At 64.8% G+C, this 24754-nt stretch carries 23 protein-coding genes; 9 read left to right on the top strand and 14 right to left on the bottom strand.

Translation table 11 applies throughout. The annotated features are described in order from the left end of the window. Positions 1–142 precede the first annotated feature (142 nt). Positions 143–2656 carry a calcium-binding protein gene (locus PSAL_RS07370; RefSeq protein WP_196222757.1) on the top strand — a complete coding sequence of 838 codons (2514 nt, stop codon included), beginning with the start codon at positions 143–145 and terminating at the stop codon, positions 2654–2656. A gap of 66 nt (positions 2657–2722) precedes the next feature. Here the strand turns inward: PSAL_RS07370 and PSAL_RS07365 are convergent, their stop codons facing one another. Further along, complete coding sequence (locus PSAL_RS07365; protein WP_119838839.1) at positions 2723–3100, bottom strand: AtzH-like domain-containing protein; 378 nt, start codon at positions 3098–3100, stop codon at positions 2723–2725. Between the two features lie 233 nt (positions 3101–3333). Between PSAL_RS07365 and PSAL_RS07360 the strand changes: the two genes are divergently transcribed. The 4 genes from PSAL_RS07360 to modC all read left to right on the top strand — a co-directional run bounded on the left by PSAL_RS07360 (position 3334) and on the right by modC (position 6313). Further along, the gene (locus PSAL_RS07360; protein WP_119838853.1) at positions 3334–3723 is read left to right on the top strand and encodes a winged helix-turn-helix domain-containing protein; all 390 of its coding nucleotides are present in this window, start codon (positions 3334–3336) and stop codon (positions 3721–3723) included. A 61-nt stretch (positions 3724–3784) separates the two neighbouring features. Beyond that, positions 3785–4555 carry a molybdate ABC transporter substrate-binding protein gene (gene modA / locus PSAL_RS07355; protein ID WP_119838840.1) on the top strand — a complete coding sequence of 257 codons (771 nt, stop codon included), beginning with the start codon at positions 3785–3787 and terminating at the stop codon, positions 4553–4555. Further along, positions 4551–5243: a molybdate ABC transporter permease subunit gene (modB, locus tag PSAL_RS07350; RefSeq protein WP_196222760.1), complete on the top strand. Its 693-nt coding sequence runs from the start codon at positions 4551–4553 to the stop codon at positions 5241–5243. Before modA ends, modB begins: the two co-directional genes overlap by 5 nt. After that, positions 5240–6313 carry a molybdenum ABC transporter ATP-binding protein gene (gene modC / locus PSAL_RS07345; RefSeq protein WP_119838842.1) on the top strand — a complete coding sequence of 358 codons (1074 nt, stop codon included), beginning with the start codon at positions 5240–5242 and terminating at the stop codon, positions 6311–6313. Before modB ends, modC begins: the two co-directional genes overlap by 4 nt. Before the next feature lie 45 nt (positions 6314–6358). Here modC and PSAL_RS07340 read toward each other — a convergent pair whose 3' ends face one another. From PSAL_RS07340 to PSAL_RS07325, 4 genes are all read right to left on the bottom strand, one after another. Beyond that, positions 6359–7597 carry a saccharopine dehydrogenase family protein gene (locus tag PSAL_RS07340; protein ID WP_119838843.1) on the bottom strand — a complete coding sequence of 413 codons (1239 nt, stop codon included), beginning with the start codon at positions 7595–7597 and terminating at the stop codon, positions 6359–6361. A 58-nt stretch (positions 7598–7655) separates the two neighbouring features. Further along, positions 7656–8750, bottom strand: coding sequence for a carboxynorspermidine decarboxylase (locus tag PSAL_RS07335; RefSeq protein ID WP_119838854.1), 1095 nt, complete (start codon positions 8748–8750; stop codon positions 7656–7658). Positions 8751–8886: 136 nt separating this feature from the next. After that, complete coding sequence (locus PSAL_RS07330) at positions 8887–9699, bottom strand: maleate cis-trans isomerase family protein (protein ID WP_119838844.1); 813 nt, start codon at positions 9697–9699, stop codon at positions 8887–8889. Further along, on the bottom strand, positions 9696–10898 hold the full coding sequence (locus PSAL_RS07325; protein ID WP_119838855.1) for a M24 family metallopeptidase: 1203 nt from the start codon (positions 10896–10898) through the stop codon (positions 9696–9698). The genes PSAL_RS07330 and PSAL_RS07325 overlap by 4 nt, the downstream gene beginning before the upstream one ends. Positions 10899–11066: 168 nt before the next feature. Here PSAL_RS07325 and PSAL_RS07320 point away from each other — a divergent pair, with 168 nt between their 5' ends. After that, entirely contained in the window at positions 11067–12311 is a 1245-nt protein-coding gene (locus PSAL_RS07320) for an amidohydrolase family protein (RefSeq protein ID WP_119838845.1), read from the top strand. Positions 12312–12439: 128 nt separating this feature from the next. Here the strand turns inward: PSAL_RS07320 and PSAL_RS07315 are convergent, their stop codons facing one another. Then, positions 12440–13003 (bottom strand): hypothetical protein, encoded by a 564-nt coding sequence (locus tag PSAL_RS07315; protein ID WP_196941917.1) that lies wholly within the window; start codon positions 13001–13003, stop codon positions 12440–12442. 295 nt (positions 13004–13298) lie between these two features. Here PSAL_RS07315 and PSAL_RS07310 point away from each other — a divergent pair, with 295 nt between their 5' ends. Beyond that, positions 13299–13850, top strand: a complete 552-nt coding sequence (locus PSAL_RS07310; RefSeq protein WP_196222758.1) for a MarR family winged helix-turn-helix transcriptional regulator — start codon at positions 13299–13301, stop codon at positions 13848–13850. Positions 13851–14151: 301 nt separating this feature from the next. On the opposite strand, the gene PSAL_RS07305 is transcribed toward PSAL_RS07310, so the two are convergent. Then, positions 14152–15084: a CehA/McbA family metallohydrolase gene (locus PSAL_RS07305; RefSeq protein WP_119838848.1), complete on the bottom strand. Its 933-nt coding sequence runs from the start codon at positions 15082–15084 to the stop codon at positions 14152–14154. A gap of 110 nt (positions 15085–15194) precedes the next feature. Between PSAL_RS07305 and PSAL_RS07300 the strand changes: the two genes are divergently transcribed. Further along, a complete protein-coding gene (locus PSAL_RS07300) occupies positions 15195–15743 on the top strand; it encodes a tetratricopeptide repeat protein (protein ID WP_119838849.1) in 549 nt (182 codons plus the stop codon). Between the two features lie 112 nt (positions 15744–15855). On the opposite strand, the gene PSAL_RS07295 is transcribed toward PSAL_RS07300, so the two are convergent. The 5 genes from PSAL_RS07295 to PSAL_RS07275 form a co-directional block, all read right to left on the bottom strand. Next, positions 15856–16578, bottom strand: coding sequence for a hypothetical protein (locus PSAL_RS07295; RefSeq protein WP_196941916.1), 723 nt, complete (start codon positions 16576–16578; stop codon positions 15856–15858). 9 nt (positions 16579–16587) lie between these two features. Beyond that, entirely contained in the window at positions 16588–17421 is an 834-nt protein-coding gene (locus tag PSAL_RS07290; protein ID WP_119839832.1) for an ABC transporter permease, read from the bottom strand. Further along, the gene (locus PSAL_RS07285; RefSeq protein ID WP_119839831.1) at positions 17418–18836 is read right to left on the bottom strand and encodes an ABC transporter permease; all 1419 of its coding nucleotides are present in this window, start codon (positions 18834–18836) and stop codon (positions 17418–17420) included. The genes PSAL_RS07290 and PSAL_RS07285 overlap by 4 nt, the downstream gene beginning before the upstream one ends. Next, a complete protein-coding gene (locus PSAL_RS07280; protein WP_408004206.1) occupies positions 18833–19948 on the bottom strand; it encodes an ABC transporter ATP-binding protein in 1116 nt (371 codons plus the stop codon). The genes PSAL_RS07285 and PSAL_RS07280 overlap by 4 nt, the downstream gene beginning before the upstream one ends. A gap of 152 nt (positions 19949–20100) precedes the next feature. Next, complete coding sequence (locus tag PSAL_RS07275) at positions 20101–21222, bottom strand: extracellular solute-binding protein (RefSeq protein WP_119839830.1); 1122 nt, start codon at positions 21220–21222, stop codon at positions 20101–20103. Between the two features lie 716 nt (positions 21223–21938). On the opposite strand from PSAL_RS07275, the gene hemP reads away from it, so the two are divergent. Beyond that, positions 21939–22100 carry a hemin uptake protein HemP gene (gene hemP, locus PSAL_RS07270; RefSeq protein ID WP_119839829.1) on the top strand — a complete coding sequence of 54 codons (162 nt, stop codon included), beginning with the start codon at positions 21939–21941 and terminating at the stop codon, positions 22098–22100. An 84-nt stretch (positions 22101–22184) separates the two neighbouring features. Here hemP and PSAL_RS07265 read toward each other — a convergent pair whose 3' ends face one another. Together PSAL_RS07265 and PSAL_RS07260 are read right to left on the bottom strand one after the other, a co-directional pair. Then, on the bottom strand, positions 22185–23357 hold the full coding sequence (locus PSAL_RS07265) for an acetate/propionate family kinase (RefSeq protein ID WP_119839828.1): 1173 nt from the start codon (positions 23355–23357) through the stop codon (positions 22185–22187). Then, entirely contained in the window at positions 23354–24745 is a 1392-nt protein-coding gene (locus PSAL_RS07260) for a bifunctional enoyl-CoA hydratase/phosphate acetyltransferase (RefSeq protein ID WP_119839827.1), read from the bottom strand. The genes PSAL_RS07265 and PSAL_RS07260 overlap by 4 nt, the downstream gene beginning before the upstream one ends. Between the last annotated feature and the right edge of the window lie 9 nt (positions 24746–24754).

Raw genomic sequence — 24754 nt, 5'->3', positions numbered from 1 at the left:
CAGACTGCCGTCTGCTTCCCCGGGGCCAGAGTCCGGGAAGCCAACGCCACCATGTGAACCCGGACCGGGGCGCCCAGCAGGGCCACCCCGTTGGTCGCGGGTCGTCAGGGCCGGATCCGGCTGGCTTATATGGGGTTTTGGAATGGCAAGCGTTATCCAATTGCGGGCGGGACAGGCAGAAGCCTACGTGACCGACCGCCATTTCGGTTCGAACTACCTGGCCAATCGCGAAAGACATGACGAAGGTCTGGAAGAGGGCGGCGGTTTCGGGGCTGCCTCCGAATGGCTTGGGGTCAACAACCTGCGTTATCCGGGCGGCTCGATCGCCGAAAAATATTTCGACATAACCGATCCGCGCCATTTCGAAGCCGGGGCCACGGGTGCCATCGACGCGGTGAACTTCAACGATGCGGGCGACAGCACCAATTTCACCCGCCTCAGTACCTTCCTGGATTACGCCGCGCTGAACGGCGCCGAGGTGAAGGTGGTGATCCCGACGGTGCGCTTCTTCGAGATCATCAAGTCCGGGTCCGGCGTCGACATGGCCGCCCTGGAAGCCGAGGTGAAGGGCTTTGTCCGCGCCGCGATGGACTATTCCAACGGCAATGTGATCTCGGGGTTCGAACTGGGCAATGAATTTGCCTCCTGGATCGACGGGCACAATGGCGACGTGCTGACCCATGCGCGGGATTTCGCGGCCATCACCCGCAACTTTGCGGTCTGGGTGCGCGAGGAACTCGACGATCTCGGACTGACCGACGGCCCCGACATCATCGCCCAGGCGGCCTTTTTCAAATCCGGCGAAAGGGGCAACAACCAGCTGGTGAAGGGGCTGCTGGACGAGGATCTGGGCGACGACTATGGCCCGCTTGAAAGCGTCGAGGATTTCTATGCCGCCATCGACGGGGTCGCAGCGCATTTCTATCCCGAAACCCCTTGGGAGGATGCCTCTTCCGAGGGGGCGCAGGACGTGATGGATGATCTGAGCCTGATCGAGAACTGGCAGGATTTCTTCGATGATTTCGCGAGCGAGGCGGGATTGGAGCCCAGACAGCTCGACGCCTATGCGACCGAATGGAACGTCAGCAACGCGGCCTTCAAGTCGGGGGCGGTCGATGGCGCCCAGGCGGCAATTGCCACCGCGTCCCTGTTTCATACCATGGTGCGCGAAGGGGTCGATGAAATGGACGTCTGGCCGGTGCTGGAAAACACCCATTCGACCCTTGTCGATCAGGATGGCACTGGGGCGCAGGACATCCAGTTCGGCGGCGCGACCTTCACCTTGTTGCGCGAACTTGTCACCGGATATGCCGCCGACGATGGCCAGACGGGGTATGACAGCGATGGCGACGGGGTCGATGATCTGTTCATCTACAACTTCGTGCAGGGCAAGAACGTCGTGACCTTCGCGACATCGGCTCACGACCAGCAGTTGGATCTGGACTATGGGGCCTTCGGCATCGATGCCGATGCGACAGAGGCCCATGTGGCCACTTTGGGCGCGGCGGCCCACGACGAAGACCAGCCCGTTCTGGAAGTCGGCCGCACCCAGATCCTGGCGGGCGTCAATCACACGATCTCGGTGGACCTGAAGGCCTGGGAAATGACCGTGATCTCGATCACCGAGGACCGAGACGTGGTGGTCCCCTCGGGTGCTGGCGGGGACACCTTTACCTTCGCGACCGGCGCGGCCTTCGACGCGCGGCTGAACGCGGATTTCACCGCCGACGCGGCACGGACCGCGAATGTGCTGGTGGATGATGATCAGGGCGCGGAATTCCAGGTCTTTCCCAGTTTCATTTTCGACGCTGGCGGTGGCCGGGACCGGGTCTATGGCACCACGGCCGGAGACACGGTGCTGGGCGGCGGCGGCAGCGACAACATCAATCTGGCGGCCGGCGATGACCTTGTTTACGGCGAGGACGGCAATGACGCCTTGTTCGGGGGCGAGGGTCAGGACCGGATGTCGGGCGGGGCCGGGCGCGATTACATCGACGGTGGGGCCGGCAACGATCATCTGATCGGCGGAGAGGCCGGGGACACGATCCGGGGGGGCGACGGGTTCGACATGATCAAGGGCGGTCAGGGCGATGACTTGCTGTTCGGGGGGCACCAGGCAGACAACCTTCACGGGGAGGCGGGGCAGGACAGACTGGACGGCGGCGCCGGTTTCGACCGGCTGTTCGGGGGCCAGGGTCATGACGTACTGACGGGGGGCAGCGAAACGGACGCCATGTTCGGCGGCAGCGGTAATGACCTTCTACAAGGCCAGACCGGCAACGACCGGCTGCATGGCGGCGCCGGTCAGGATCTGGTCGAGGGCGGCAGCGGCAACGACGTGCTGAACGGCGCCGCCGGTTTCGACCGGCTGGACGGGGGCGCGGGGAACGATCTGCTGATCGGGGCCTTCAATGCCGACATCTTTGTCTTTGCCGGGGAATTCGGCGTCGACCGGATCCGCGACTTCGAGGCCCGCAACCCCTATGAAAAGATCGACCTCAGTGCCGTGCCCGAGATCCCGGATTTCGAGGACCTCGTCGCCAATCACCTGAGCCAGCAGAATGCCGATGCGGTGATCGACGACGGAAATGGCAACCGGATCATCCTTGAAAATGTCTCGGTCGCCGATCTGGATGAAACCGATTTTCTGTTCTGATCCCCGGGATCCTGCCCTGCGGCGCGGACCGGGGGCCGACTATCGCGGCGGGGCAGGGTCCTGCCGTCAGCCCTGCAGGCTGACGTGGGCCGATACGATGCGCCAGCCTTCCGGGAACCGCTTCCAGACCTGGCTTTGCGCGCCGCGTTTGCCCGATCCGATCCGGCGGTATTCGCAGGTCGCCGACCCGGTATTGGGGCCAAGCGCCAGGATGCGGATCTCGTAAAGGTCGCGGGCGATGTCGGACACGTCGCGGCCCCGCCGGAAAGCGCGGATGCGGTCGTGACCGTAAAGACCGCCATCCGGGCCAAGCCGTACCGCGCGGGGGTCTTCCCAGAAGAATTCCGACAGCGCGGGAACATCGTTTTCCGACAGGGCGCGTTCATAGGCGTCAAAGGCCGTACGAATCTCGGCCTCTACTGCGTTGCGATCAAAGTCTTCCATGGATGTTCCCTTCCCGTCTCCTGAGGCGGATAGGAACGCCATTCATGACAGAAGTGCAACAGCCCCCGCGCCTCGGTGAGGGGGAAATTCGACATGGGCGGGACTGCGGTTCGGGGTGAACATGGGTGGGTCCCTGGTTGGGTGAAGCGGTCTTTCGGCTTGAACCGGTTTGCGGCAGCGGTCAGCTTGGGCCAAGGCCGGGCGCCTCGGCGCGCAATATCGGGGACCGCAGCATGAACGACGAGGCACCACGTTTCCGCATCCGGATCCTGTTCGGACCAGAGCGCATGATGGGCCCGGGCAAGGCCGATCTGCTGGAACGCATTGCCGAGACAGGCTCCATCGCTGCGGCGGGGCGCGAAATGGGGATGAGCTACAAGCGCGCCTGGCAATTGGTCGAAGTCATGAACCGGATGTTCGCCACCCCTCTCGTGGCGTCGTCGCGCGGCGGGTCGAAGGGCGGCGGGGCGCGCGTCACCGAAACCGGGCAGGCCGTACTGGAGGCCTATCGGGGGCTGGAGGAGGCCGCGCGCGACGCGGGACGCGATCATGTCGACCGGTTGCAGGCGCTGCTGGACGCACCCTCGGGCGATACCCCCGCCGAGGCTGCGGACCGAAAATAGCCCTTGCGCAGCAGGGTGGCGCAGGACGATATTCCCCACGAAACATATCGCTGGAGGCATCATGAAATTCCCGGCAGGCGTGGCGCTGATCCTCGGGCTGGCACTTGGCCCCAAGGTATCCCATGCCGATGACGTTCTTGTCTTTGCGGCCGCCAGCCTGAAAACCGCGATGGAGGATGTCGCGGCGGGGTACGAGGCGCAGACCGGCAACCACATGGACCTGTCCTTTGCCGGGTCTTCGGCGCTGGCCCGGCAGATCGAACAGGGCGCCCCGGCGGATATCTTCATCTCGGCCAATCCGGGCTGGATGGATGAACTCGAGGCCAGAGGCCTGACCGATCCCGGCAGCCGCGTCGAACTGCTGGGCAATGCGCTGGTGCTGGTGGGGCAGGATACGCAGGCGGGTCCGGTCACCATCGGCCCGGATCTGGATCTCGCCGGGCTGCTTGGACCTCGGGGCCACCTCGCCATGGCATTGGTTGATGCGGTGCCTGCGGGGATCTACGGCAAGGCCGCGCTGCAAACCCTTGGCCTTTGGAACAGCGTGGCGCGGCAGGTGGCGCAGGCCGACAATGTCCGCGCAGCCCTGGCCCTGGTCACCTCGGGTGCGGCGCCGCTGGGGGTGATCTATGCCACCGATGCGGTGGCGGCGGTACGGGTTTCGGTGTTGGGCCGCTTTCCCGCTGACAGCCATCCGCCGATCATCTACCCCATGGCGGGCCTTGCGCGCAGCGACAACCCGCTGAAATCGGACGCATTGGCCTATCTTGCCGGTCACCAGGCGGGGTCGGCCTTTGCGGCCCAGGGCTTTACCCTGCTGGCGGGCGATTGACATGCTGGGACCCGAGGCATGGCAGGCGGTTCTGCTGTCGCTGAAAGTGGCAAGCTGGGCAACGCTGGTCAGCCTGCCCTTCGGTATCCTGACCGCCCATGCCCTGGCGCGCTGGCGGTTTCCGGGGCGGCAGGTGCTGAACGGGTTGGTGCATCTGCCGCTGGTGCTGCCGCCGGTGGTGACGGGGTACATCCTGTTGCTGACCATGGGGCCGCAGGGGCCGATCGGCGCGCCGCTGGAGCGCATCGGACTGGTCTTTGCCTTTCGCTGGACCGGCGCGGCGCTGGCGGCGGGGATCATGGGCTTTCCGCTGATGGTCCGGGCGATCCGCCTGTCGATCGAGGCGGTCGATCTGCGGCTTGAACAGGCCAGCGCGACGCTGGGGGCCCGGCCGATGTGGATCTTTGCGACCGTGACCCTGCCCATGGCCTTGCCCGGCATCGTGGCGGGCGCCATTCTGGCCTTTGCCAAGGCCATGGGCGAATTCGGGGCGACGATCACCTTTGTGTCGAACATTCCCGGCCAGACGCAGACGATGCCCTCGGCCATCTATGCCTTTTTGCAGGTGCCGGATGGCGAAGGTGCGGCGGCGCGGCTGGTGGTGATCTCCGTTTTCATCGCGATGGGGGCGCTGCTGCTGTCAGAGGTCATCGGGCGCCGCATCGCCCGGCGGGTGGCGGGGGGATGAGCCTTTCTGTCGATATTTCCCACGATTTCGGGGGCTTTCAGCTTCGGGCCGCCTTCGACGCGCCGCCGGGGGTGACGGTGTTGTTCGGCCGCTCCGGCTCCGGGAAAAGCAGCGTCATCAACGCGGTTGCCGGGCTGCTGCGCGTGCAGCAAGGCCGGATCGCGCTGAACGACCGGGTGTTGCTGGACACGGGCGCGGGGCTGGCCCTGCCGGTGCATCGCCGCCGCTTGGGCTGTATCTTTCAGGAAGGGCGGCTGTTTCCACATCTTTCGGTGCGCCAGAACCTGCGCTACGGGCGTTGGTTCGCCCGCCTGCCCGAGCGCGGTGAAGAGGCGCGAGTGGTCGAGATGCTGGGGATAGGTGCATTGCTCGACCGGCGCCCGGCCGCGCTCTCGGGGGGGGAAAAGCAACGTGTCGCCATCGGGCGGGCGCTTTTGTCGGAGCCGCAGTTGATCCTGGCCGATGAACCGCTCGCCGCCCTCGATGAAGCCCGAAAGGCGGAAATCCTGCCCTATTTCGAACGGTTGCGGGACGAGGTGAAGGTGCCGATCCTTTACGTCAGCCATGCCCCGGCCGAGGTCGCGCGCCTGGCCACTACCATTGTCGCGCTGGAAAACGGCCGGGTCCTGCGCCAGGGGCCGGCGGTCGATGTGCTGGGGGATCCCGGCGTCCTGCCGGCGGGGGTGCGTGGAGCGGGGGCGGTGTTGCAGGCAGAGATCGTCGCCCATCACGCCGATGGCATGACCGAACTGCGCGCCGGGGGCGTGCCGCTGTTCCTGCCGCGCGTGACGCAGGACAGCGGGGTGCTGCGCATCCGTATCGCCGCCAGCGAGGTGATCCTGTCGAAGACCCGGCCCGAGGGCCTGTCTGCGCTGAACATCCTGCCGGGCCGCATCCGGGAAATCCGCGCCGGCTCGGGGCCGGGTTGCCTTGTCGCGCTGGAGACACCGGCCGGTCGGGTGCTGGCCCGGGTCACGCAACGCTCCGTCGCCGCCATGGATCTGGCGCCGGGACAGGTCTGTCATGCGGTGGTCAAAAGCGTCGCCATTGCCCCCGGCGACGTAGGCTGAGGCGCCCCGAAACGGGCGCCCCAGTTCAGGCAGGGGGAGCCGTTCTCAGGCGTTCCAGGCGGTGTCGGTGCCGTTGAATTCGACGCGGGTGGGCAGGCCGATCCGGTCGAGAATGGTGAAGAACGGTTTGGGATTAAGCTCTTCGACGTTCTTCATGGTGCCCGCATCCCAATCGCCCGAGGCGATCAGCAGCGCGGCCGCCACGGGGGGCACACCGGCGGTATAGGAAATCCCCTGCGAGCCGACCTCGGCATAGGCTTCGGCGTGATCGGCGACGTTGTAGACGAAGACCTCGACATCCTTGCCGTCCTTGCGCCCCTTCACCAGGTCCCCGATGCAGGTCTTGCCGGTGTAATCGGGCGCGAGGGACGAGGGATCGGGCAGCACGGCCTTCACGACCTTCAGCGGCACGACCTCCAGCCCCTCGGCGGTCTTGACGGGTTGTTCGGACAGCAGGCCGAGCGATTGCAGCACGGTGAAGACATTGATGTAATGCTCTCCGAAGCCCATCCAGAAACGCACATCGGCCTGCGGGTAGTTCGCCGCCAGGGAATGCACCTCGTCATGGCCGGACTGGTAGGCGCGCTGCGTGCCGACAACCGGAAGATCCCAGTCCCGGCCGCTTTCGAACATCTTCTTTTCCTTCCATTGCTGGTCTTCCCAGTAATAGACGGTGCCGGTGAATTCGCGGAAGTTGATTTCCGGGTCGAAATTGGTGGCGAAATACTTGCCATGGCTGCCGGCATTGATGTCGACGATGTCGATCGAGGTGACCTCGTCCATGTATTCGTCGATGGCAAAGCGGGCAAAGGCATTGACCACGCCCGGATCGAAGCCCGCGCCAAGGATCGCGGTCACGCCCTTTTGCGCGCAAAGATCGCGCTTCTTCCATTCGTAATTGCCGTACCAGGGCGGGGTTTCGCAAATCTTTTCGGGATCTTCATGGATCGCCGTGTCGATATAGGCCGCGCCGGTTTCGATGCAGGCGTCGAGCACGGTCATGTTGACGAAGGCAGTGCCGACATTGATGACGATCTCTGCGCCGACCTGCCGGATCAGGGCGGCCACGGCGGCGCTGTCCATGGCATCGACCGCATGGGCGTCAAAGACCCCATCCACCTTCATCGCGGATTTCTCATGCACGCTGGCGATGATCGCCTCGCATTTGGCGCGGGTCCGGCTGGCGATGTGAAGATCCCCCAGCGTATCGTTGTTCTGTGCGCATTTATGCGCGACGACCTGGGCGACGCCGCCGGCGCCGATGATGAGGACATTGCGTTTCATCAGTTCGGGTTTCCCCCTTTGCAAATCAGTTTTCAGGACGGGATTTCAGGGTCAGGTCTCAGGACAGGGCCGAGACGAAATCGCCATAGTCGAAATCCCGCACGAGGCGTTCGGTCCCGTCCAGCTCGCGGATCGCGATGGCGGGCATCTGCACGCCGTTGAACCAGTTCTTCTTGACCATCGTATAGCCTGCCGCATCCTCGATCGACAGGCGGTCGCCGGGTTTCAGGGTCCGGTCAAAGCGGAATTCCCCGAAGATGTCCCCTGCAAGGCAGGATTTCCCGCAGATCATCCAGTTCTGGTCGCCGCTTTCCGCCATCTTTGCGCTTTCGCGGTAGATCAGCAGATCCAGCATGTGCGCCTCGATGGAACTGTCGACGATGGCCAGGTTCTTGCCGTTGAAAAGCGTGTCCAGAACCGAGACTTCCAGCGTGGTTGAGCCGGTGATCGCCGCCTCGCCCGGTTCAAGATAGACCTGCACCTCGTTCTCGCCGGCAAAGCGGCGCAGGCGTTCGGCCAGGCGGTGCAGCGGGTAATCGGCGCCGGTGAAATGGATGCCCCCCCCGAGCGAGATCCAGTCCATCTTGCGGATCAGGTGGCCGAAACGCTGCTCAATCGCGCCCAGCATGGCGTCGAACCGGTCGAAATCGGCGTTCTCGCAATTGTTGTGGAACATGAAGCCCGAAATCAGGTCGGCCACCGGGGCGATGTCTTCGGGATCATGTTCTCCAAGGCGCGAAAATGGCCGCGCCGGGTCCGCCAGGTCGAAATCCGAGGTCGAGACACCGGGGTTCACCCGCAGACCGCGGGTATGGTCGCGGCTGACGCCTTCGAAGCGTTGCAATTGCGCGGCGGTGTTGAAGATCACCTTGTCGGAATTGGCCAGCACCTCGTCGATCTCGTGATCGGCCCAGGCGACGGAATAGGCATGGGTTTCGCCGGGGAATTTTTCGCGCCCCAGCTTGACCTCGTAGAGCGAAGACGAGGTGGTGCCATCCATGTAGTCGCTCATGAAATCGAAGACTGACCAGGTGGCAAAGCATTTCAGCGCCAGCAGGGCCTTTGCGCCGGAGTTTTCGCGCAGCCAGGCGATCTTTTCCATGTTCGGCAGCAGCCGGGACTTGTCGATCAGGTAATAGGGCGTCTGAAGCATGATCCGGGCCTTCTGGCGATTGGTCTGGTCGGGCGTATAGGCGGCATGACCCCGCCGGGCAAGACTTGGGGCATTGCGCGGTCCCGGCAAGGTCGCAGGGTTTCCCCGTTTGATCTAGGCCGCCAACATGACGGTTTCACGTCGCCGGGCTGCGCAGGGCCGTGTCCGAGGATCGCAAACCCTGCAAACGCCCGGGCACCGGCGCGGCCAACCCGGCGAGGCCCATCATGTGCCAGGCCAGCACCTGGTTCGAGGTCAGCACCGGCAGGCCGAGCTCCGCCTCGAGCGGCGCGATCAGGTCGAGGCCGCGCAGATTGGTGCAGGACAGGAAGATCCCATCGATCCCGTCCGGCCCTTCCGGCCCGTCGGGACCAGAGGGCGCCGCGGGATCCTTGTCGCGGGCCAGCGCCAGGGCGGCGTCGATGATCGAAGGGGCAGAAATCCGGGCGACAAGAGCTTCGCGGGATTCCTCGAAGGAGCCGAAGCGCGGCGTGGCGATCCCGGCCTCGGCCAGCACCGCGCGCAGCCGGGCAGAGACGGGGGCGACATAGGGCGACAGCACCGCCAGCCGCCGCAGCCCGAGCGCGCGACAGGCGGTGACCAGCGCCGTGACAGGTTCGGTCACATGGGCGGCGCAGGCCCCGTCGCGGATCAGCCCGGCGACTCGCAGCGGCCCCAACTGTGCCGAGGCCGAAGTGCAGGCATAGCCGATCGCAGTGAACTCCGCGCCTTCGGGCAAAAGGGCAGCGGCGGCGGTGATCCGGGCCTCCATCGCGGCGATACTGGCCGCGTTCAGCTCTGCGCCAGAGGCAATGCGCGTGGTCAGAAGTTCGACCGGCGCAGGGATCAGGCGGCGGAAATCCAGCTCGATGGTTTCATCTGCCTGCAGGACGATCAGCCCGAGGCGGGGTGGCGATTCCGACGACAGGTCATAGGGGAACCGGGTCATGGGGCGGCCTTTGCCGCTTCGGGCACGGGCAATAGGGCGATCTCCGGTCCGCTTGGTCGCGACAGCCAGCGCGCGCCGGTGGGGGTGATCAGGATGTTTTCCTCGTGCACCATCACCTGACCGGAGGGTAGGGTCAGCAACGGTTCCAGTGTCAGGACCATGCCTGGCTGCAGGTCGCGGCCCTCCCAGGGGACAATCGACGGGCCTTCGGTCAGTTCCATCCCAAGGCCGTGGCCCAGCCTGCCGGGCGTGGTTCCGCCGGGTGTCAAAACGCGGTTCATGGCCCCGAAAAGATCCGCAAAGGTCGCGCCGGGACGGGCAAGGTCAAAGCCCGCGCGCGCGGCCCCGATCAGCCGGGCATGGGCGCGGACGGTTTCGGGTGACGGCGCCCCAACCGAGAAATTGCGATCGAAATCACAGAAATAACCATCATGACACAGCCCCGTATCCAGCATCAGCACGTCGCCTTTTTGCAGGGGCGCAGGCGTGGCGGGGGAAATCACGTCGCCGTAGCCGCCCGGTCCGGCACCACCGGCGAGATAGGGCACCCAATCCGCGCCCTCCTCGAGGCAGAGCATCTGGAAGCGGCGAAACACCTGATCCAGCGCAACGCCGGGCCCGGCAATTTCGGGCACCCGGTCAAAGGCGCGGGTCGCAATGGCGCAGGCGGTTTCGATCTTCGCGACCTCGGCGGGGGATTTCAGCAGGCGCAGGTCGGCAAGGATCTCGGCGTCATCGGTGAAGTGATGCCGGGGCAGCAAGGCGCGCAACCGGGCCCAATCCGACAGCGGCAGGCGCAGATGGGTTTCGGGTCCGGAGGGCAGGCCGACGCGGCCCTCCGGGGCCTTTTCCACCAAACAATCGGACAGAAGCCGCAGCCCGGTGTCGCCGGGCTCGGGGCTGGACCAGCTGCGGACGTCGCTGATCCAGCTTTGCCCCATCAGGTGGGCGCCGATGGCGGGAATGACCGCGACTGGATCGCCGCTGGCCGGGATCACCAGGAACCAGGGTCGTGTCGGGCTTCCCCAGAACCGGGTCAGGAAGCCGGTGAAGTACCGCAAGGCGGGTTCGGTGGTCAGCAGCAGCGCCTCCAGCCCGGCCTCGGCCATGCGGGCCTGCGCCGCGGCGGTGCGGGCGCGCAACTCTGCCTCGGGGAACCCGCGGGGCGTGGGCAGAGGGGATGAAGCTGGTGCGGTCATCTTTTCATGCCTGCACTCGCCGGTCGTCGCGTCAAGCGCAGGGTCGCCGTGGAGATGCGCAAGCGCCCGTACAAACAGCATCCGCCGCGCTTTCGGGCGTCTGGTAGCGGCGCTGCTTTCCCTGCGCGCCGCAGCGGGCTAGGGTCCCGAAAACAAAGGAGCATTGCCATGGCTGTTGATCTTCTGATCCAAGGGGGCACCCTGCCGGATGGGCGCGTGGTGGATATCGCGATTGCCGGCGAAAAGATCGTCGAGGTCGCCCCCAAGATCACCGCCGAAGCGGGCGAGGTGATCGAGGCCGGGGGCCGGCTGGTGTCGCTGCCCTTCGTCGATCCGCATTTTCACATGGACGCGACGCTCAGCTACGGCACCCCTCGGATCAACAAGAGCGGCACGCTGCTGGAAGGCATCGGGCTTTGGGGGGAATTGCGCGCGGTGCTGACACCGGACGAGGTGGTCGCGCGGGCGCTGGAATATTGCAACATCGCCGTCAGCAAGGGGATCCTGGCGATCCGCAGCCATGTGGATGTGACCGATCCGCGCCTGGCCGGGGTTGAAGGGTTGCTGGAGGTGCGGGAGAAGGTGAAGGATGTCATAGACTTGCAACTGGTCGCCTTCCCACAGGACGGCTGGTACCGCAGTCCGGGGGCAGAAGAGAACCTGATCCGCGCGCTCGACATGGGCGTTGATGTGGTCGGCGGGATCCCGCATTTCGAACGCACCATGACCGATGGCGCCGCATCGGTCCGGGCCGCCTGCGAACTGGCAGCCGACCGGGGGCTGATGGTCGATCTGCATTGTGATGAAAGCGATGATCCGATGTCGCGCCATATCGAAACGCTTGCCGCCGAAACCCTGCGCTGCGGTCTGCAGGGGCGGGTTGCGGGGTCGCATCTGACCTCGATGCATTCGATGGACAATTACTATGTCGCGAAACTGCTGCCGCTGATCGCGGAAGCAGGGGTTTCCGCAATCCCCAATCCACTGATCAACATCACGTTGCAGGGCCGTATGGAAAGCTATCCCAAGCGGCGCGGCATGACCCGTGTGCCCGAGATGCTGGAACAGGGTATCCGCGTCGGCTTTGGGCAGGACTGCATGATGGACCCCTGGTATCCCCTTGGCACGGCGGACATGCTGGATGTTGCCTTCATGGGGTTGCACGTTGCGCAGATGACCTCTCCGGCGCAGATGGCGCGGTGTTTCGGGTTGGTGACGCAAAGCAGCGCCGGCATCCTCGGTCTTGACTGGGGGATCGAGGCGGGCAAAGTGGCGAGCCTTGTGTTGCTGGATGCGCAGAGCCCGGTCGAGGCGATCCGCACACGGGCGACCCGCCTGGCAGTGATCTCGCGCGGCAAGGTCGTGTCACGCACCCGTGCGCCCAAGCCCGAATTGGCGACAGGCTGGGCTTGACGGACGGGTAGGGTTGAAACGCCTGTCGGCTCTTGCCTGTCCAGAGATCGCCCTACCGACTGCGCGGGGGCCTCTTGGCTCCTCTCAGGCCTCAGAACTGCCGGTCCGGACCTGGTGTGCCCCCGGCGTCACAGCGTTCGAAAACGTTTCTCGGGATCAAACCCACACCATTCGCCAGCTTTCAGCCAGGTGGCCGTAAAGCCATCCAGCAGGAATGTGTCGATCACATGCGGTTTTCCGCGCCCTTGGGTACCGACCAGCAAGGTGTTCGCGTCGCGCAGGTTTTGCACTGCTTCCGCGACCCCCTCGTTCGATAGCGAGGCATCCACCCGGAACATCTCCCAGTCGTCCACCCATTCGGAAATCGTTACCTCAGCGGCGATCCAGTTTGGCTTGCCGTCGAACAACATCAGGAAATCATCCTGATCGGTCATGGGAAGCGGCATGCCGCGAAAGACCACGGGCTGATAGGTCAGCGAGGCATCCGCGCCGCCGTCACCGACGGTCAGTCGCAGGGTGCCGATCCCGTCGCCACCCGTCCAGATCTCGCAGTTGCGCATTTGAAAATGTGTGTTCTCGACCTTCCGGACCTGCCAGTTGCCATGCCCCCAGCGGGCAATTTCGCGGATCTCGACGTACCTCTGCGCACGGCTCCCCGTTCCCGGCGGAACGAGCAGCATGAGGATCAGCAAAAGGATGACAGGTTTCATGGAGGCTTTCCGGCTTTGGTCTTGCTTCAGGCTAGGCGGAAATCGCTAACACAAGGTAGACGGGCGCCCAGGCCGTTGGCCGACCTTGCCCCCGCCAGGTTCCGGGGCAGAAACATCAAAATCTGCAACTGCCAAAGGCGATTACCGGTGTGAATGCCCAATGCGCTGGCGTATGATCGACAAAACGCTCTGTTACCCGGCGTCGCGCTGCAGGTTGTTTGACATGTCAATCACTTCGCCATACCTTGTGCGGAACAGGACCGAAGAAAGCACCGACATGCCCAAAAGCCAGCCCTATTGGTCGACGCCTGCCTTCCTCGAAGGTGTGCCGGCCGGTGACGATTATGCCGAGATGCCACACGAAGACTACCTGACCTATCGTATCGGCATGTTGTCGGGCGAATTCAACCGCAATATTTCCAAGTATTTCTCGCGTCATTTCGGCCTAACCCTGGCCGAGGGGCGGGTCCTGGCGCGGCTGGGCAACAGCGGACCGGCGTCTTATGGCGAGATCTGCGAGAAACTGCTGCTTGATGGCGCCCAGATCAGCCGGGCTGCCGCCGCGCTGGCCGAACGCGGCTACATCCGCAAGGGCAATGACCCGAAAGATGCCCGCCGTGCGATCTTCGAAGTGACCGAAGAAGGCCGCAGCGTCGCGGAAGAGGTCATTCGCATCGGCCAGGCCCGGCAGAAGTTTCTTTTGCAGAAGCTGTCGGCAACGGAGCGGAAGACGCTTTATCGGTCGCTGTCGAAGCTGATGGGCGTCATGGCAGAACTGAATGCCGAAGGCATTCTGCTGGGCGAAGCCGCCGCGCGTGAAATGACCTGACGGCACCAGGAGAAGGCCGGGGACTCGCGGATGGCCGTCAACGACAATCTGACCCATGAGCCGATGCTCTTGTCGGCAAGCAAGATCTGAAAACAGCCAGCTTGATATTGCCCGGCCTTGTTTCTTTACGGGGTTCCCAGGGTTTCCCTGTTCAAAAATATCCTGGGGGAGACACGCGGTGACCGCCTAGAGCGGTCGCCGCGTGTCGGGGGCAAAGCCCCCCGCACCCCAGTTACCGAAACCGCGAAGTCGGGCGGTACGCAGTTGGACAGGCCCCAGATCTTGCCTCGCGCTGCCGTGGTCAACCTGCGTGATCGAGGCGTATCGGGTTGGACCACGCGCGCTTGCCGCCGGCATCAATCACCGTCACCCGCAGCCAGGGCGAGGTGGCGAAGCGCTCCAGCGGCAATTCGCTGCGGGTCATCGACTGGCCATGCCGGGCGATCGCGGCAGAGCCCGCGCCCTGCAGGATCACCGAAACAGCGGCGGAGCTTTCGACCAGTATCCGGTCGTCCTCGATCCGAATATCGCGCAACTCAGGCCCCTGGCTGGAATAGAAGGCACCGTCCTTCAGCGCTTGCAACAGCGCCTCGGGGCTGTTGGCTTTGGCCTTGACCATGACCCAGCCGCCGAAATGGTCGGGCTCCGAGAAATGCGCGTCGTCGGTGGCAATCAGGCTGAGGTCACGCCCTTCGCTCAGCAGCAGGTCCGCGACCGAGAACCCGTCGGGTCGGTCGCAGCCCGTGGCGCAGCCATGGTTGTAGATCTCGACCGCATGGGCGGCGCTGATCGAACGCGCATCAGCCAGGGTCAGCCCGGACCATTGCGGATGCGCGATGGCGACGAAGGCGCCGGCGGCGACCGCACGGGCGGCGATCTCGGGGCCGGTTTCCTGCCCCTCGACAGGGCGGAAATGCGGCGCGTCTCCGGGGGCGAAATCGGCGGGCAGTCCAACGGCGAGGATATGCCAAAGCTCGCCGTTCTCCATCGCGCCCGAATGCAGCTCAGCGCCCAGCAAGGTGGTGAAGCCTGCATCGCGGTAGCTCAGGGTATCGGCAACCGGATAGCCGTACTGGCCGATGAAGTGATCAGTCAGCGCCATGAAATCATAGCCTTCGGCGCGGTATCGGCGGCAGACCTCTTCGGGCGGCAAAACACCGTCGGAGAGAGACGAATGGGTGTGCAGATTGCCGCGCCAGAATTGGCCGGGGCGGGAAAAGGCGATAGGGTGCATGGGGCAGGCTCCGGGAGGGTTGCGGGCTGGTTACGCGGCGAACGCGATGGTTTGATGACGGAGCGGGACAAAGGTGTCCATCGCTTGAGGACAGGGGGCGGCAGGCTGGCATGAAAGGCTTGGACCAATTACCGGCTTTGCTGGCCGCGGGGGATTGGACCTCTTCGGAAAGGCTGCTGCTTCGGGCGGCGAAGGGCAAGGGGGCTCCGGCGTCGGTGTTTTATAATCTTGGACGGGTGATGATGGAGCAGGGGAAGATGCGGCCGGCCGAAACCTGGTTGAAGCGCGCGGTTGCCGCCGATCCGTCCCATGCCAATGGGTGGTATGAACTGGGTCGTGCGCGGCTTGAGATGCGTGATCTGCAAGCCGCTTGCCAGTGTTTTGCCCGCTCCCTGGCGCTGGCGCCCGCAGATCCCGACGCGCGGATCAGTCTTGGCCGGGTCGCCCTGCGGCTGGGGGAGTATGTGAAGGTCCGAGAAGCGCTTGCGCCAATGGCCTGGCGGGATGGCGAAGTGGACGGGATGCTTTACCGGGCGGCGGCAGAACTGCGCCTGCCTGAGGCTGAGGCACTGCGCGATACGCTGTGGCAGCGTGATCCCGCGCGGGCATTGAAGGCTGTGACGCGGGCCTCCAAGGGGCGGTTGAAACTGGACCTGTAGCCGACGCGTTTCTGCTTCGGGCGTGTTTCGGGCGGCGGGGGTGCGGGGGGCTCTGCCCCCGGTCTCCCGAAGTGGGAGACCTTCCCCGGGATATTTCCGACAGGGAAACGGATCAGTGGCGAAAGTTCTTGCGGTAGGTGCCGGGTTCCTCGCCGAGTGCTTCCTGCATCTTTCGGTTTGCGGCGATCTCGGCCTCGGCCATCGGGACTGTGGTGAGGTCGGGTGTTGTGCGGGGCAAGGGGATCACCTGGGCGACCGGAGTGCCGGCGGGCAGTGTTCCTGAAAAGTCCTTGTCCGTCCAGAGAGCCGGGAAATGCACATATCCGTCGCGGAAGAGATCGCAATCTACGAGGCCCGAGAGGGTGCGGAAGGGCAGGTCCTCGCGATTGAGCGGGTGGGTGAAGAGCAGTGACCAGCCCGGTGGTGCCTCCAGCGTCCAGAAGTTCATGAACTTGAGGATGGCATTGTGGGCAAGGTGCCAGGGCACGCCGCTGGCTTGTTCGGGCACATGCAGTCCGATGGGCGCGCGTGAGATCAGCGTATCGGGCAGCGGCGGCAGGTCCCAGTCCCAGCTCACCTCTCCCTTTTCGATATGAAGATCTGCCGCCAGAGGGATCATCAGCCCGAGCGAGAGCGCGTCGAGGATCGGCGGGCAGTGTTTTAGCGTGCGGACCTCGGCCCCCGCGAGGCTGGTGGCGGGCGTTTCGGCGGGCATGGCGCGCAGCCAGTCGGGCAGGGCCTGACGGGCCGGGACGGGCTTTGGCAGCAGCGGTTCAAGCGCCGGGTGGCAGCGGGCGGTGATCCGTGGCGGAGGGGGTGTGGCGGGCTGGGTCATCTTCGCAGTTCAGCCCGCCTTTTTTTCGCGCGACAAGAGGAAAGTGTGCAGCAGGGCTCCGGCGACGGTGATTGCGATGATGACCGTGCCGATGGCATTGATCACCGGCGGGTGGCCATTGGGATTGCGTCCCATCGCCCCGATCTCGGTTGCCAGGGTACAGGCGCCGCCCTTGGCGAACATCGTGGTGTTGTAGTTCTCGATCGAGGCCATGAAGGCGATGACCCCGGCCGAGATCAGCGCCGGGGCGAGATAGGGCAGGGTGAGGCGGCGAAAAACCCGCAGCGGTGTGGCGCCGAGGTCAAGCGCGGCTTCTTCCAGTTCGATCGGCTGGCGTTGCAGGCGCGCCATCAGGATCAGCATCGGGTAGGAAGAGATGAACGTCGTCTGCGCCATGATGATGGTGAAGAGCCCCGCATTAATACCGACCTGGGCCCAGAAGACCAGCGCCCCCAGCCCCAGCACCACGCCGGGCGCCAGCATCGGAGACAGCAGCACCCACCACAGCAGCCCGTTGGCGCGCGACCGCCAGCGGGTCAGCAGCACAGCGCCCGAAAGCCCCAGCAACAGCGACAGCGGCACCACGATCAGCGCCACCCAGATCGAGTTCCCGAAGCAGGAGATCAGCCGGTCCCGGTCCAGCACCCGAAGCACCGGATCGGCGCGCAGCTGGTCTTCGGGCATCCAGAAGAAGCTGTACCACTTGCCGGTCAGCCCCTGCCAGTCGGTGACGCTCGGGGGCGAGGTGTCGTTGAAGGACGACAGGATCATCAGCAGCAGCGGCCCGAACATGAAGATCAGGAACATCCCGGTATAGATGTTCAGAAGGCGTTCGGACTTCATTGCACCCTCGCAAAATCTTTGAGGCGGGTGCGCATGGCCCACATGAACAGCGCCACCAGCAGGAAACAGAGGATCGTGTAGGCAAAGGAGTAGGCCGCGCCGACGTTGGAATTCTCGCTTTCGAAGAACTTGTTGTAGATCGTCTGACTGAACCATTCCGCCTGCAACCCGCGGCTGATGATGCGCGGGACCGAGAACGCCCCGGCGCTCAGCATGAAGGTGGCGATGCAACCCACGGCGATGCCCGGCTTGGCATGGGGCATGATCACCCGCCAGTGCACGCGCCAGGTCTTCGCGCCCAGATCCTCGGCAGCTTCGATCTGGTTGCGGTCAAGCGTCGTCATTACGTTGAAGATCGGGAAGACCATGAACAGCACGTAGGTATAGACAATTACCACGAAGATCGTGCCGGGGAAGCGTTTGAACTGGATCGGCTCGCTGATCAGGTGGCTCCACATCAGCAGGGAATTCAGGACGCCCTGGTTGTCGATGATCGTGGTCCAGGCATAGATCCGCATCAGCTCGACAATGGCGTAGGGGATCACCAGGCCAAGGAACAGCCAGGTGGCCTTGTCCGGCGGGGTGGCCAGCGCGACCTTGTAGGCAATGGGATAGCACAACACCAGCGCCAGCGCCGTGGCACAAAGCGCAAAGACGATGGTTCGCACCAGGGTGACAAGGCCGAGCCGCTCGTAGGTCTGCCCGTCGACCGAATAGCGCAGACCGATCAGCCCCAGCAGCCGGTTCGACAGGCGGGCGTCTTCGGCGGCCTGCTGCTCGGGCCCAAGGGGGATCATACGCGGCGCGGCAAGGGTACGGAAATTCGACAGGGTCAGGGGAAAGGCCTCGGCCTCTTCGCCTGTCAACCGGGTGTAAAGCGCATCGGCCACCGTCGCGATCTGCTCTGCGGCGTCCAACTGCCGGGGCAGGGGGGCGTCGTCGGGCACCGACAGGTCCGGCACGCCATGCAGCCGGTCAAGGTAGACCGGCTCGGTTCCGCCGTCACGCACAAGGCGCGAATGGGTCGTCGCCCGGTCGCACTGGATGATAAAGCCGCGCTCCGATCCGCCCGCCGCAGGTCCGCCGATCGAGGGCATCCCCATGCCGCCCGAGGACGGCGCGGGCCCCCCGATGGTCGGGAACCCCATGCCGCCGATGGACGGCACCGCCATACCCCCGGTGCTTGCCGGCGGGGTGGTGGTTTCCATCACCCGCTCCAGCAGGGTGGCGCAGGTCTGTGCATCCCTTGCCACCCTCAGGGCGATGGAGCTGTCGAGCTGCCGCTTTGGCGCGGTCACGGCCCGTTCCAGCATCGAGAACTGCGGCAGGATGATCAGCGCCAGCCCCCAGCAGGCCACCGCCAGAAAGAACAGCGCGGTCAGCCCCTTCCCGTATCCGCGAAACAGCGCCTTCATTGGGCTGCAAGCTCCTGTCCGGTGCGGGCCAGCGGCCCCTCCGGCAGGATCACCGCGCTTTCGGAAGCAAAACCGATCCGTGCCTCCTCGGCCACCGGCGAAGGCGCGCCGCTGTTGGTCTGGTGGAGGGTCAGACTCTGCCCCTCTGCCGTAGCGAATTCATAGGTGACGAAGGCGCCTTCCAGGTCACGTCGCTTCAGTCGGGCGGTAAAGCTGTTGCCCGGATCGCCAAAGACCATCTGTTCCGGGCGCACGAACAGGATCGCCTGATCGCCGACCCCCAGGCCCTTGGCATTGCGCCCCACCAGTTGACCCGAGGCGGTTTCGATCCGCGCCAGATGGCCTTCGGTCGCGACGATCCGACCGGCCATGGCATTGACCTCGCCGACAAAGGAGGCAGCAAAGGCGCTTTGCGGCGCGGAATAGATCTCGTCCCCGGTGCCGACCTGCTCGACCACGCCATTGTTCATCACCGCGATGCGATCGGACATGGTCAGCGCCTCGCCCTGGTCATGGGTGATGTAGATGAAGGTCACACCGGTCTTCTTCTGGATATCGCGCAGCTCGGCCCGCATGTGTTGGCGCAGCTTCAGATCGAGTGCCGACAGGGGCTCGTCCAGCAGCAGCACAGCCGGCTCGACCGCCAGCGCCCGTGCAATGGCGACCCGCTGCCGCTGCCCGCCCGAAAGCTCGGACGGCAGCTTCTCTCCCTGATCGCCAAGCGCCACCAGCTCCAGCAATTCCTGCGCCCGCTGGCGCCGCGCCTTCTTGCCCATGCCGCGCGCTTCCAGCCCGAAGGCCACGTTTTCCCAGACCGGCATCAGCGGAAACAGCGCGAGGTTCTGGAAGATCAGCGCCGTCGGGCGCGCATTCGGCCCGATCCCGGCCTGATCCTCGCCCCCGATCAACACCCGCCCCGCGCTTGGCTCGACAAAGCCCGAGACGGTGCGCAGGATCGTCGTCTTGCCACAGCCCGACGGCCCGAGGATCGAAAAGAACTCGCCGGCCTCGACCGTCAGATCGGTCGGTTGCACGGCGGTGAACCCGTTCGGATAGGTGATCGACACCCCCTCCAGCCGCACATCCCGCCCGCGCATTTCCAACCCGCTCATGGCTCACCCCTGAAACTGTCACCGGGAACCGGGGGCGCATCCCGCCCCGTTTCCCTGTCTTAAATATCCCCGCCGGAGGCTCCGGCGTGTCCCGCCCGTGCAAAGGGCACGAAAAAGGGCGCGCCCGTCTCCGGACGCGCCCCGCATCACCATCAGGCGTTGGTGATGATCTCGACCATCTCGTTGACGACCGGAGCATAGAAGGGGGTGTCGGACTGCCACCACCACATGTTGCCCAGGACCTCGGGGGTATAGGTCTCGTTGAACTGCGCCTTGAACTCGTCGCTGGCGAAATCGGCCGCGCCGGTCACTGCCGAATTGTAGCCGGTGTTGTTGGAGAACATGCCGCCCACTTCCGGTGTCAGCATGAAGTTCATGAAGGCCACGGCCTGATCGGTATTCTCGGCGCCGCGCAGGATGCCGAAGCTGTCGAGCCAGGTGATGATGCCTTCCTTGGGCGCGCGATAGACGTAATCGGTGGTTTCGCGGTTCAGAAGCAAGCCGGTGGTGTCCCAGGTCTGGCCGATGATGCAGCCGGCGTCCTTGAAGGCTGCAGTGGCCTCGGTCGCATTGTTCCAGAAGGCGCCGAAGTGGTCCTTGTTGGCGACCATGTATTCGACGATGGCGCCAAAGATGCGGCGGGCGTCTTCTTCGGACTTGTAGACGTCGTACATGCGGTTGGACTGCACTTCGCCGATCGAGTCGAGGTAGAGGCCGACGCCGATCAGGGCGGACTTCTGACGGAAGGCCGACTTGCCCTCGGTGCCATCGGCAAACAGATCGCCATAGGACAGATCCGCATCCGAAATCGGCAGGGCGGCACGGTTCAGGGTGATGCCCTCGGTGCCCCAGTCGAAGGGCAGGACCACCTGTTCGCCGTTTTGCACACCGCCAAGGGCCGCGCTGTCACGCAGGAAGGCCGGGATCACGGCATCCGTGTTCACGTCTTCCGGGATCGGCTGGAAGAAGTGCTCGTTGTCATCGTCGTAGTAGTTCGACACGTTGGTGATCGAGGGGAAGACCACGTCGAACCCCTTGCCGCCATTGGCGCGCACGGTGGATTCGGCTTCGTCGTTGGACCCGAAGGTGGTCAGATCCAGGGTGATGCCGGTCTCGGCTTCGAATTTCTCGGCGATATCGGGCTGGATGTAATCCTGCCAGGCGAGGATCTTGACCGTGCCCGAGGAGGCCAGCGCATCCGATGCGCGCAGAAGAGCCGGCGCGGCGACGGCGCCAGCCGTCAGTTTAAGGGCGTTGCGGCGGGTAAAGGACATTCTGGTTCCCCTGTCTGTAACTGTTGTCGTCTGTGACTGTCTCGTCCATGACGTATCGTCTGTGACGTTTGTCGGATGAAGCTTTGCCCGTCCGGATTGCGAGGTCGCTGCCCGGTACGAACCGGCTCCGCATAGACGTGCAGTGACTCCTTTGGATGATGGTTTTGTTACAGACATATGAAAGCCGGAAGTTAACCAATGGGTCAATGAATTTGGCTGAGATTCCGCGCATTGAAGGCCGGAATGGGCTGCAGGCTCCCCAAAAGCCACCGAACGGCAGGGGCGGGCCCAGGCAAGGTCTGCGGGATCTCCGCTCGCCCAGGTTGGAAAGCTCTGCTGCCGTCTTGCGCGGCATTTGTCTGCGCATCGACGGGGTCTGGTAAAATTGACTAATTCAGTCGGATTGACAATCCTGATAATATAAGTCAACTTTTCACCATCCAGCCACTTCGCGATCCGCGGGGAAGCCCGATTCTGAAACCATTAGGATCTGACGATGACCTGCGCTGCGCCTGTCCCTTCGGGACACCAAGCTGCCTGCCCCCGGATGTCGCCGCCCCGCAAGGGACGCGCGCTTTCAGCGAAGCGGCCAATCTGTCGGCCCGGCAGGGCCTAGGGCCACGATGCAGGACAATACAGACAGGAAACGGCTTCGGAACGGTGCCCCGTTTGACGGCATATCCGACCGCGCGGCTGGACAAGAAGGAAACACCACCATGATGAACGAAAAGATCGACCGCAAGACCGCGATCCCCGCAATCCCGCAGCATGATGCCGTGGAACTGACCGGCGGCGGCTCGACCGCGCAGATCGTGCTGAACGATCAGGTCTATACCCTGCGCATCACCCGCGCCGGAAAACTGATCCTGACCAAGTGATCCTGACGCCCCCGCGTGGCGGGCCAGGGGCAGGGATAGGTTCCGAAACCGCCGGCAGGTCCGGCGGTTTCGCGCGTCCGGGTCTCAGCCCTTGGCGGCGATCATCGCGGCGGCCCGCGCGATCACAAGCTCCTCGTTCGTCGGGATGACCAGGGTCCGTACCCTGCTGTCCGGTCCCGAAATCTCGGTCGCGTTGCGCGCATTCAGTTGCGGGTCGACCGTCAGGCCAAGCCAGGCCATGTCCTGGCAGACCCGGGCGCGGATTTCGGGTGCGTTCTCTCCGATCCCACCGGTGAAGACCAGCGCATCCAGCCCGCCCAACTCGGCCGCAAGGCCGCCGATCTCGCGCCGGATGCGGGCGACGAAATAGGCAATGGCATCCGCCGCCGCCGGTTCCGGGGCCGCCAGAAGCTGACGCATGTCGTGGCCGATGCCCGACATCCCCTTCAGCCCGGCATCCCGGTAAAGCAGATCCGCAAGATCCCCGGTCGTCATGCCGTTTTCCAGCAGGTACAGCAGCACGCCGGGATCGATCTGCCCTGATCGCGTGCCCATCGGCAGCCCGTCCAGCGTCGAAAACCCCATGGTCGAGGCGACCGAAGCCCCGTCCCGCATCGCCGTCATCGAGGCGCCATTGCCAAGGTGCGCGGCGATGACCCGGCCGGCGGCCAGTTCGGGCCAGCCCTCGGCCAGGGTGCCGGCGATGTAGCGGTAACTCAGCCCGTGGAACCCGTAGCGCCGGATACCCGCGTCGTAATAGCTGCGCGGCAGGGCGAAGGTGTCGTTGACGAAGGGGTGGCCCCGGTGAAAGCCGGTGTCGAAACAGGCGATCTGCGCCGCATCTGGGAAATCCTCGATCGCGGCGCGGATGCCGGACAGGTTGTGGGGCTGGTGCAGCGGCGCGAAGGGCACGAGGCTGTCGAGATAGGCAAGCGCGGCGGCGTCCAGCCGGACGGGATCGGAAAACTGCGTACCGCCATGGACGACCCTGTGGCCGACCGCTTCGATTCGGGCGTCGGGGAAGGCCCCGGCGATCGCGCCAAGGGCCACCATCAGCGCGGCGCCGTGATCCTGCCCTTCGTCGTCTCTCATCTGCCGGTCCGCCAGCAGGGTGCCGGCGGTGTCGGTCAGACGCAGCACCGGGCGGGTGCCGACATGATCGACCAGTCCGGCGGCCAGCGCGCGCGCCCTAAGGTCGAACAGACCGAATTTCAGCGAAGACGAACCGGCGTTCAGGGTCAGGATGGCGCCGGTCATGCCGTGCCCCCGCTGATGCGCGCGTGATGCAGGGCCGCCACCGCGCAGGAAGCCAACCGGGCCATGTCGTCGTCGGCCCGGCTGTTCAGGATAACCGGCACCCGCGCACCAAGCATCAGCCCGGCGGCTTCGGCGTGCGAGATATATGTCAACTGCTTGGCCAGCATGTTGCCCGCATCGAGGTTGGGCACGACCAGCACATCGGCCTTGCCCGCGACCGGAGACCGGATGCCCTTGACCCGCGCGGCGGCCAGGTCGACCGCATTGTCCATCGCCAGCGGCCCATCGACCAGCCCGCCGGTAATCTGACCGCGATCCGCCATCTTCGACAGAAGCGCGGCATCCAGCGAAGACGGGATGTCGGGGTTCACCGTCTCGACCGCGGAAAGCACACCGACCTTGGGCTGCTCGATCCCGATGGAGCGCGCCAGGTCGATGCCGTTCTGGACGATGTCGACCTTGGTACGCAGGTCGGGCGCGATGTTGATCGCCGCATCGGTGACCAGCAGCGGATGATCCAGCCCCGGCACATCCATGACGAAGACATGGGTAAAGCGCCGTCCGATCCGCAGCCCGGTCTGCTTGTCCAGCATCGGGCGCAGCAGTTCATCCGTATGCAGATGCCCCTTCATGATTGCATGCACCCGCCCGGCGTGGACCAGTTCGACCGCATGGCGGGCCGCATCGCGGGGCAGGGGCAGGTCGATGACCTCGATCCCCGTCAGATCCGCGCCTATTTCCGCGGCGGTTTCGGCGATGCGGCGGGCCGAGCCGATCAACACCGGGTCGATCAGCGTGTGCTTGCGCGCCAGCAGGGCGCCGCCAAGGGAATGGGCTTCCTCGGGGCAGACGACGGCGGTGCCGAGGGCGGGCAGCGGTTCGGCCAGCGCCAGGATCCGTTCGAAATGGCGGTGTCGTTGCAGGATCAAGCCGGGCAATTCGCTGCTGTCCATGCGTATCTTGCGCGCCGGGGCCCGCACGATGGCCTCTCCGTCCAGGATCAGCGCGTCATCGGCCAGGCGACGGACCTCGGTCGTCAGGGTGACGCTTTGATCCCCCGGTTGCTTGGCGGTGATGGTGACGCGGGCGACAAGCTCATCCCCCGCGTGGGCGGTCTCGTGGAAGATGACGCTCTGGGATCGGTAAAGCGTTCCGGCGCCGGGCAGGATCGAGCCGAGCACCGCCGAAACCAGTGTGGCGGAATACATGCCGGGCGCGATCGCCTCGGGCCGGCCGTCGCCGTCACCATCCTGGTTGTCGAGGTGCAGCGGATTGTGGTTGCCCGACACGCTGGCAAATTCCGCCAGACCGTCCGCGGTGCAGAGCCGCCGCAATTCGGCACTGGCCCCGACTTCGAGTTCGTCGAATGTCTTGTTCTCGATCTGCATGGCGCCTTC

This window comes from Pseudooceanicola algae, from assembly GCF_003590145.2.
Taxonomy (GTDB): domain Bacteria; phylum Pseudomonadota; class Alphaproteobacteria; order Rhodobacterales; family Rhodobacteraceae; genus Pseudooceanicola; species Pseudooceanicola algae.
Note: the sequence above shows the minus strand (reverse complement) of the source record. Positions and strands in the feature narration are given on the sequence as shown.

Excerpts from the sequence above, each read along its gene's own strand:
- hemP (WP_119839829.1), top strand. The coding sequence starts at position 21,939 with ATGATGAACGAAAAGATCGACCGCAAGACCGCGATCCCCGCAATCCCG.
- PSAL_RS07285 (WP_119839831.1), bottom strand. The coding sequence starts at position 18,836 with ATGAAGGCGCTGTTTCGCGGATACGGGAAGGGGCTGACCGCGCTGTTC.
- modC (WP_119838842.1), top strand. The coding sequence starts at position 5,240 with ATGAGCCTTTCTGTCGATATTTCCCACGATTTCGGGGGCTTTCAGCTT.
- PSAL_RS07320 (WP_119838845.1), top strand. The coding sequence starts at position 11,067 with ATGGCTGTTGATCTTCTGATCCAAGGGGGCACCCTGCCGGATGGGCGC.
- PSAL_RS07295 (WP_196941916.1), bottom strand. The coding sequence starts at position 16,578 with ATGACCCAGCCCGCCACACCCCCTCCGCCACGGATCACCGCCCGCTGC.
- PSAL_RS07370 (WP_196222757.1), top strand. The coding sequence starts at position 143 with ATGGCAAGCGTTATCCAATTGCGGGCGGGACAGGCAGAAGCCTACGTG.
- PSAL_RS07280 (WP_408004206.1), bottom strand. The coding sequence starts at position 19,948 with ATGAGCGGGTTGGAAATGCGCGGGCGGGATGTGCGGCTGGAGGGGGTG.
- modA (WP_119838840.1), top strand. The coding sequence starts at position 3,785 with ATGAAATTCCCGGCAGGCGTGGCGCTGATCCTCGGGCTGGCACTTGGC.
- PSAL_RS07275 (WP_119839830.1), bottom strand. The coding sequence starts at position 21,222 with ATGTCCTTTACCCGCCGCAACGCCCTTAAACTGACGGCTGGCGCCGTC.
- PSAL_RS07290 (WP_119839832.1), bottom strand. The coding sequence starts at position 17,421 with ATGAAGTCCGAACGCCTTCTGAACATCTATACCGGGATGTTCCTGATC.
- PSAL_RS07265 (WP_119839828.1), bottom strand. The coding sequence starts at position 23,357 with ATGACCGGCGCCATCCTGACCCTGAACGCCGGTTCGTCTTCGCTGAAA.
- PSAL_RS07365 (WP_119838839.1), bottom strand. The coding sequence starts at position 3,100 with ATGGAAGACTTTGATCGCAACGCAGTAGAGGCCGAGATTCGTACGGCC.
- PSAL_RS07340 (WP_119838843.1), bottom strand. The coding sequence starts at position 7,597 with ATGAAACGCAATGTCCTCATCATCGGCGCCGGCGGCGTCGCCCAGGTC.
- PSAL_RS07310 (WP_196222758.1), top strand. The coding sequence starts at position 13,299 with ATGCCCAAAAGCCAGCCCTATTGGTCGACGCCTGCCTTCCTCGAAGGT.
- PSAL_RS07330 (WP_119838844.1), bottom strand. The coding sequence starts at position 9,699 with ATGACCCGGTTCCCCTATGACCTGTCGTCGGAATCGCCACCCCGCCTC.
- PSAL_RS07335 (WP_119838854.1), bottom strand. The coding sequence starts at position 8,750 with ATGCTTCAGACGCCCTATTACCTGATCGACAAGTCCCGGCTGCTGCCG.
- PSAL_RS07260 (WP_119839827.1), bottom strand. The coding sequence starts at position 24,745 with ATGCAGATCGAGAACAAGACATTCGACGAACTCGAAGTCGGGGCCAGT.
- PSAL_RS07325 (WP_119838855.1), bottom strand. The coding sequence starts at position 10,898 with ATGACCGCACCAGCTTCATCCCCTCTGCCCACGCCCCGCGGGTTCCCC.
- PSAL_RS07300 (WP_119838849.1), top strand. The coding sequence starts at position 15,195 with ATGAAAGGCTTGGACCAATTACCGGCTTTGCTGGCCGCGGGGGATTGG.
- PSAL_RS07305 (WP_119838848.1), bottom strand. The coding sequence starts at position 15,084 with ATGCACCCTATCGCCTTTTCCCGCCCCGGCCAATTCTGGCGCGGCAAT.
- PSAL_RS07360 (WP_119838853.1), top strand. The coding sequence starts at position 3,334 with ATGAACGACGAGGCACCACGTTTCCGCATCCGGATCCTGTTCGGACCA.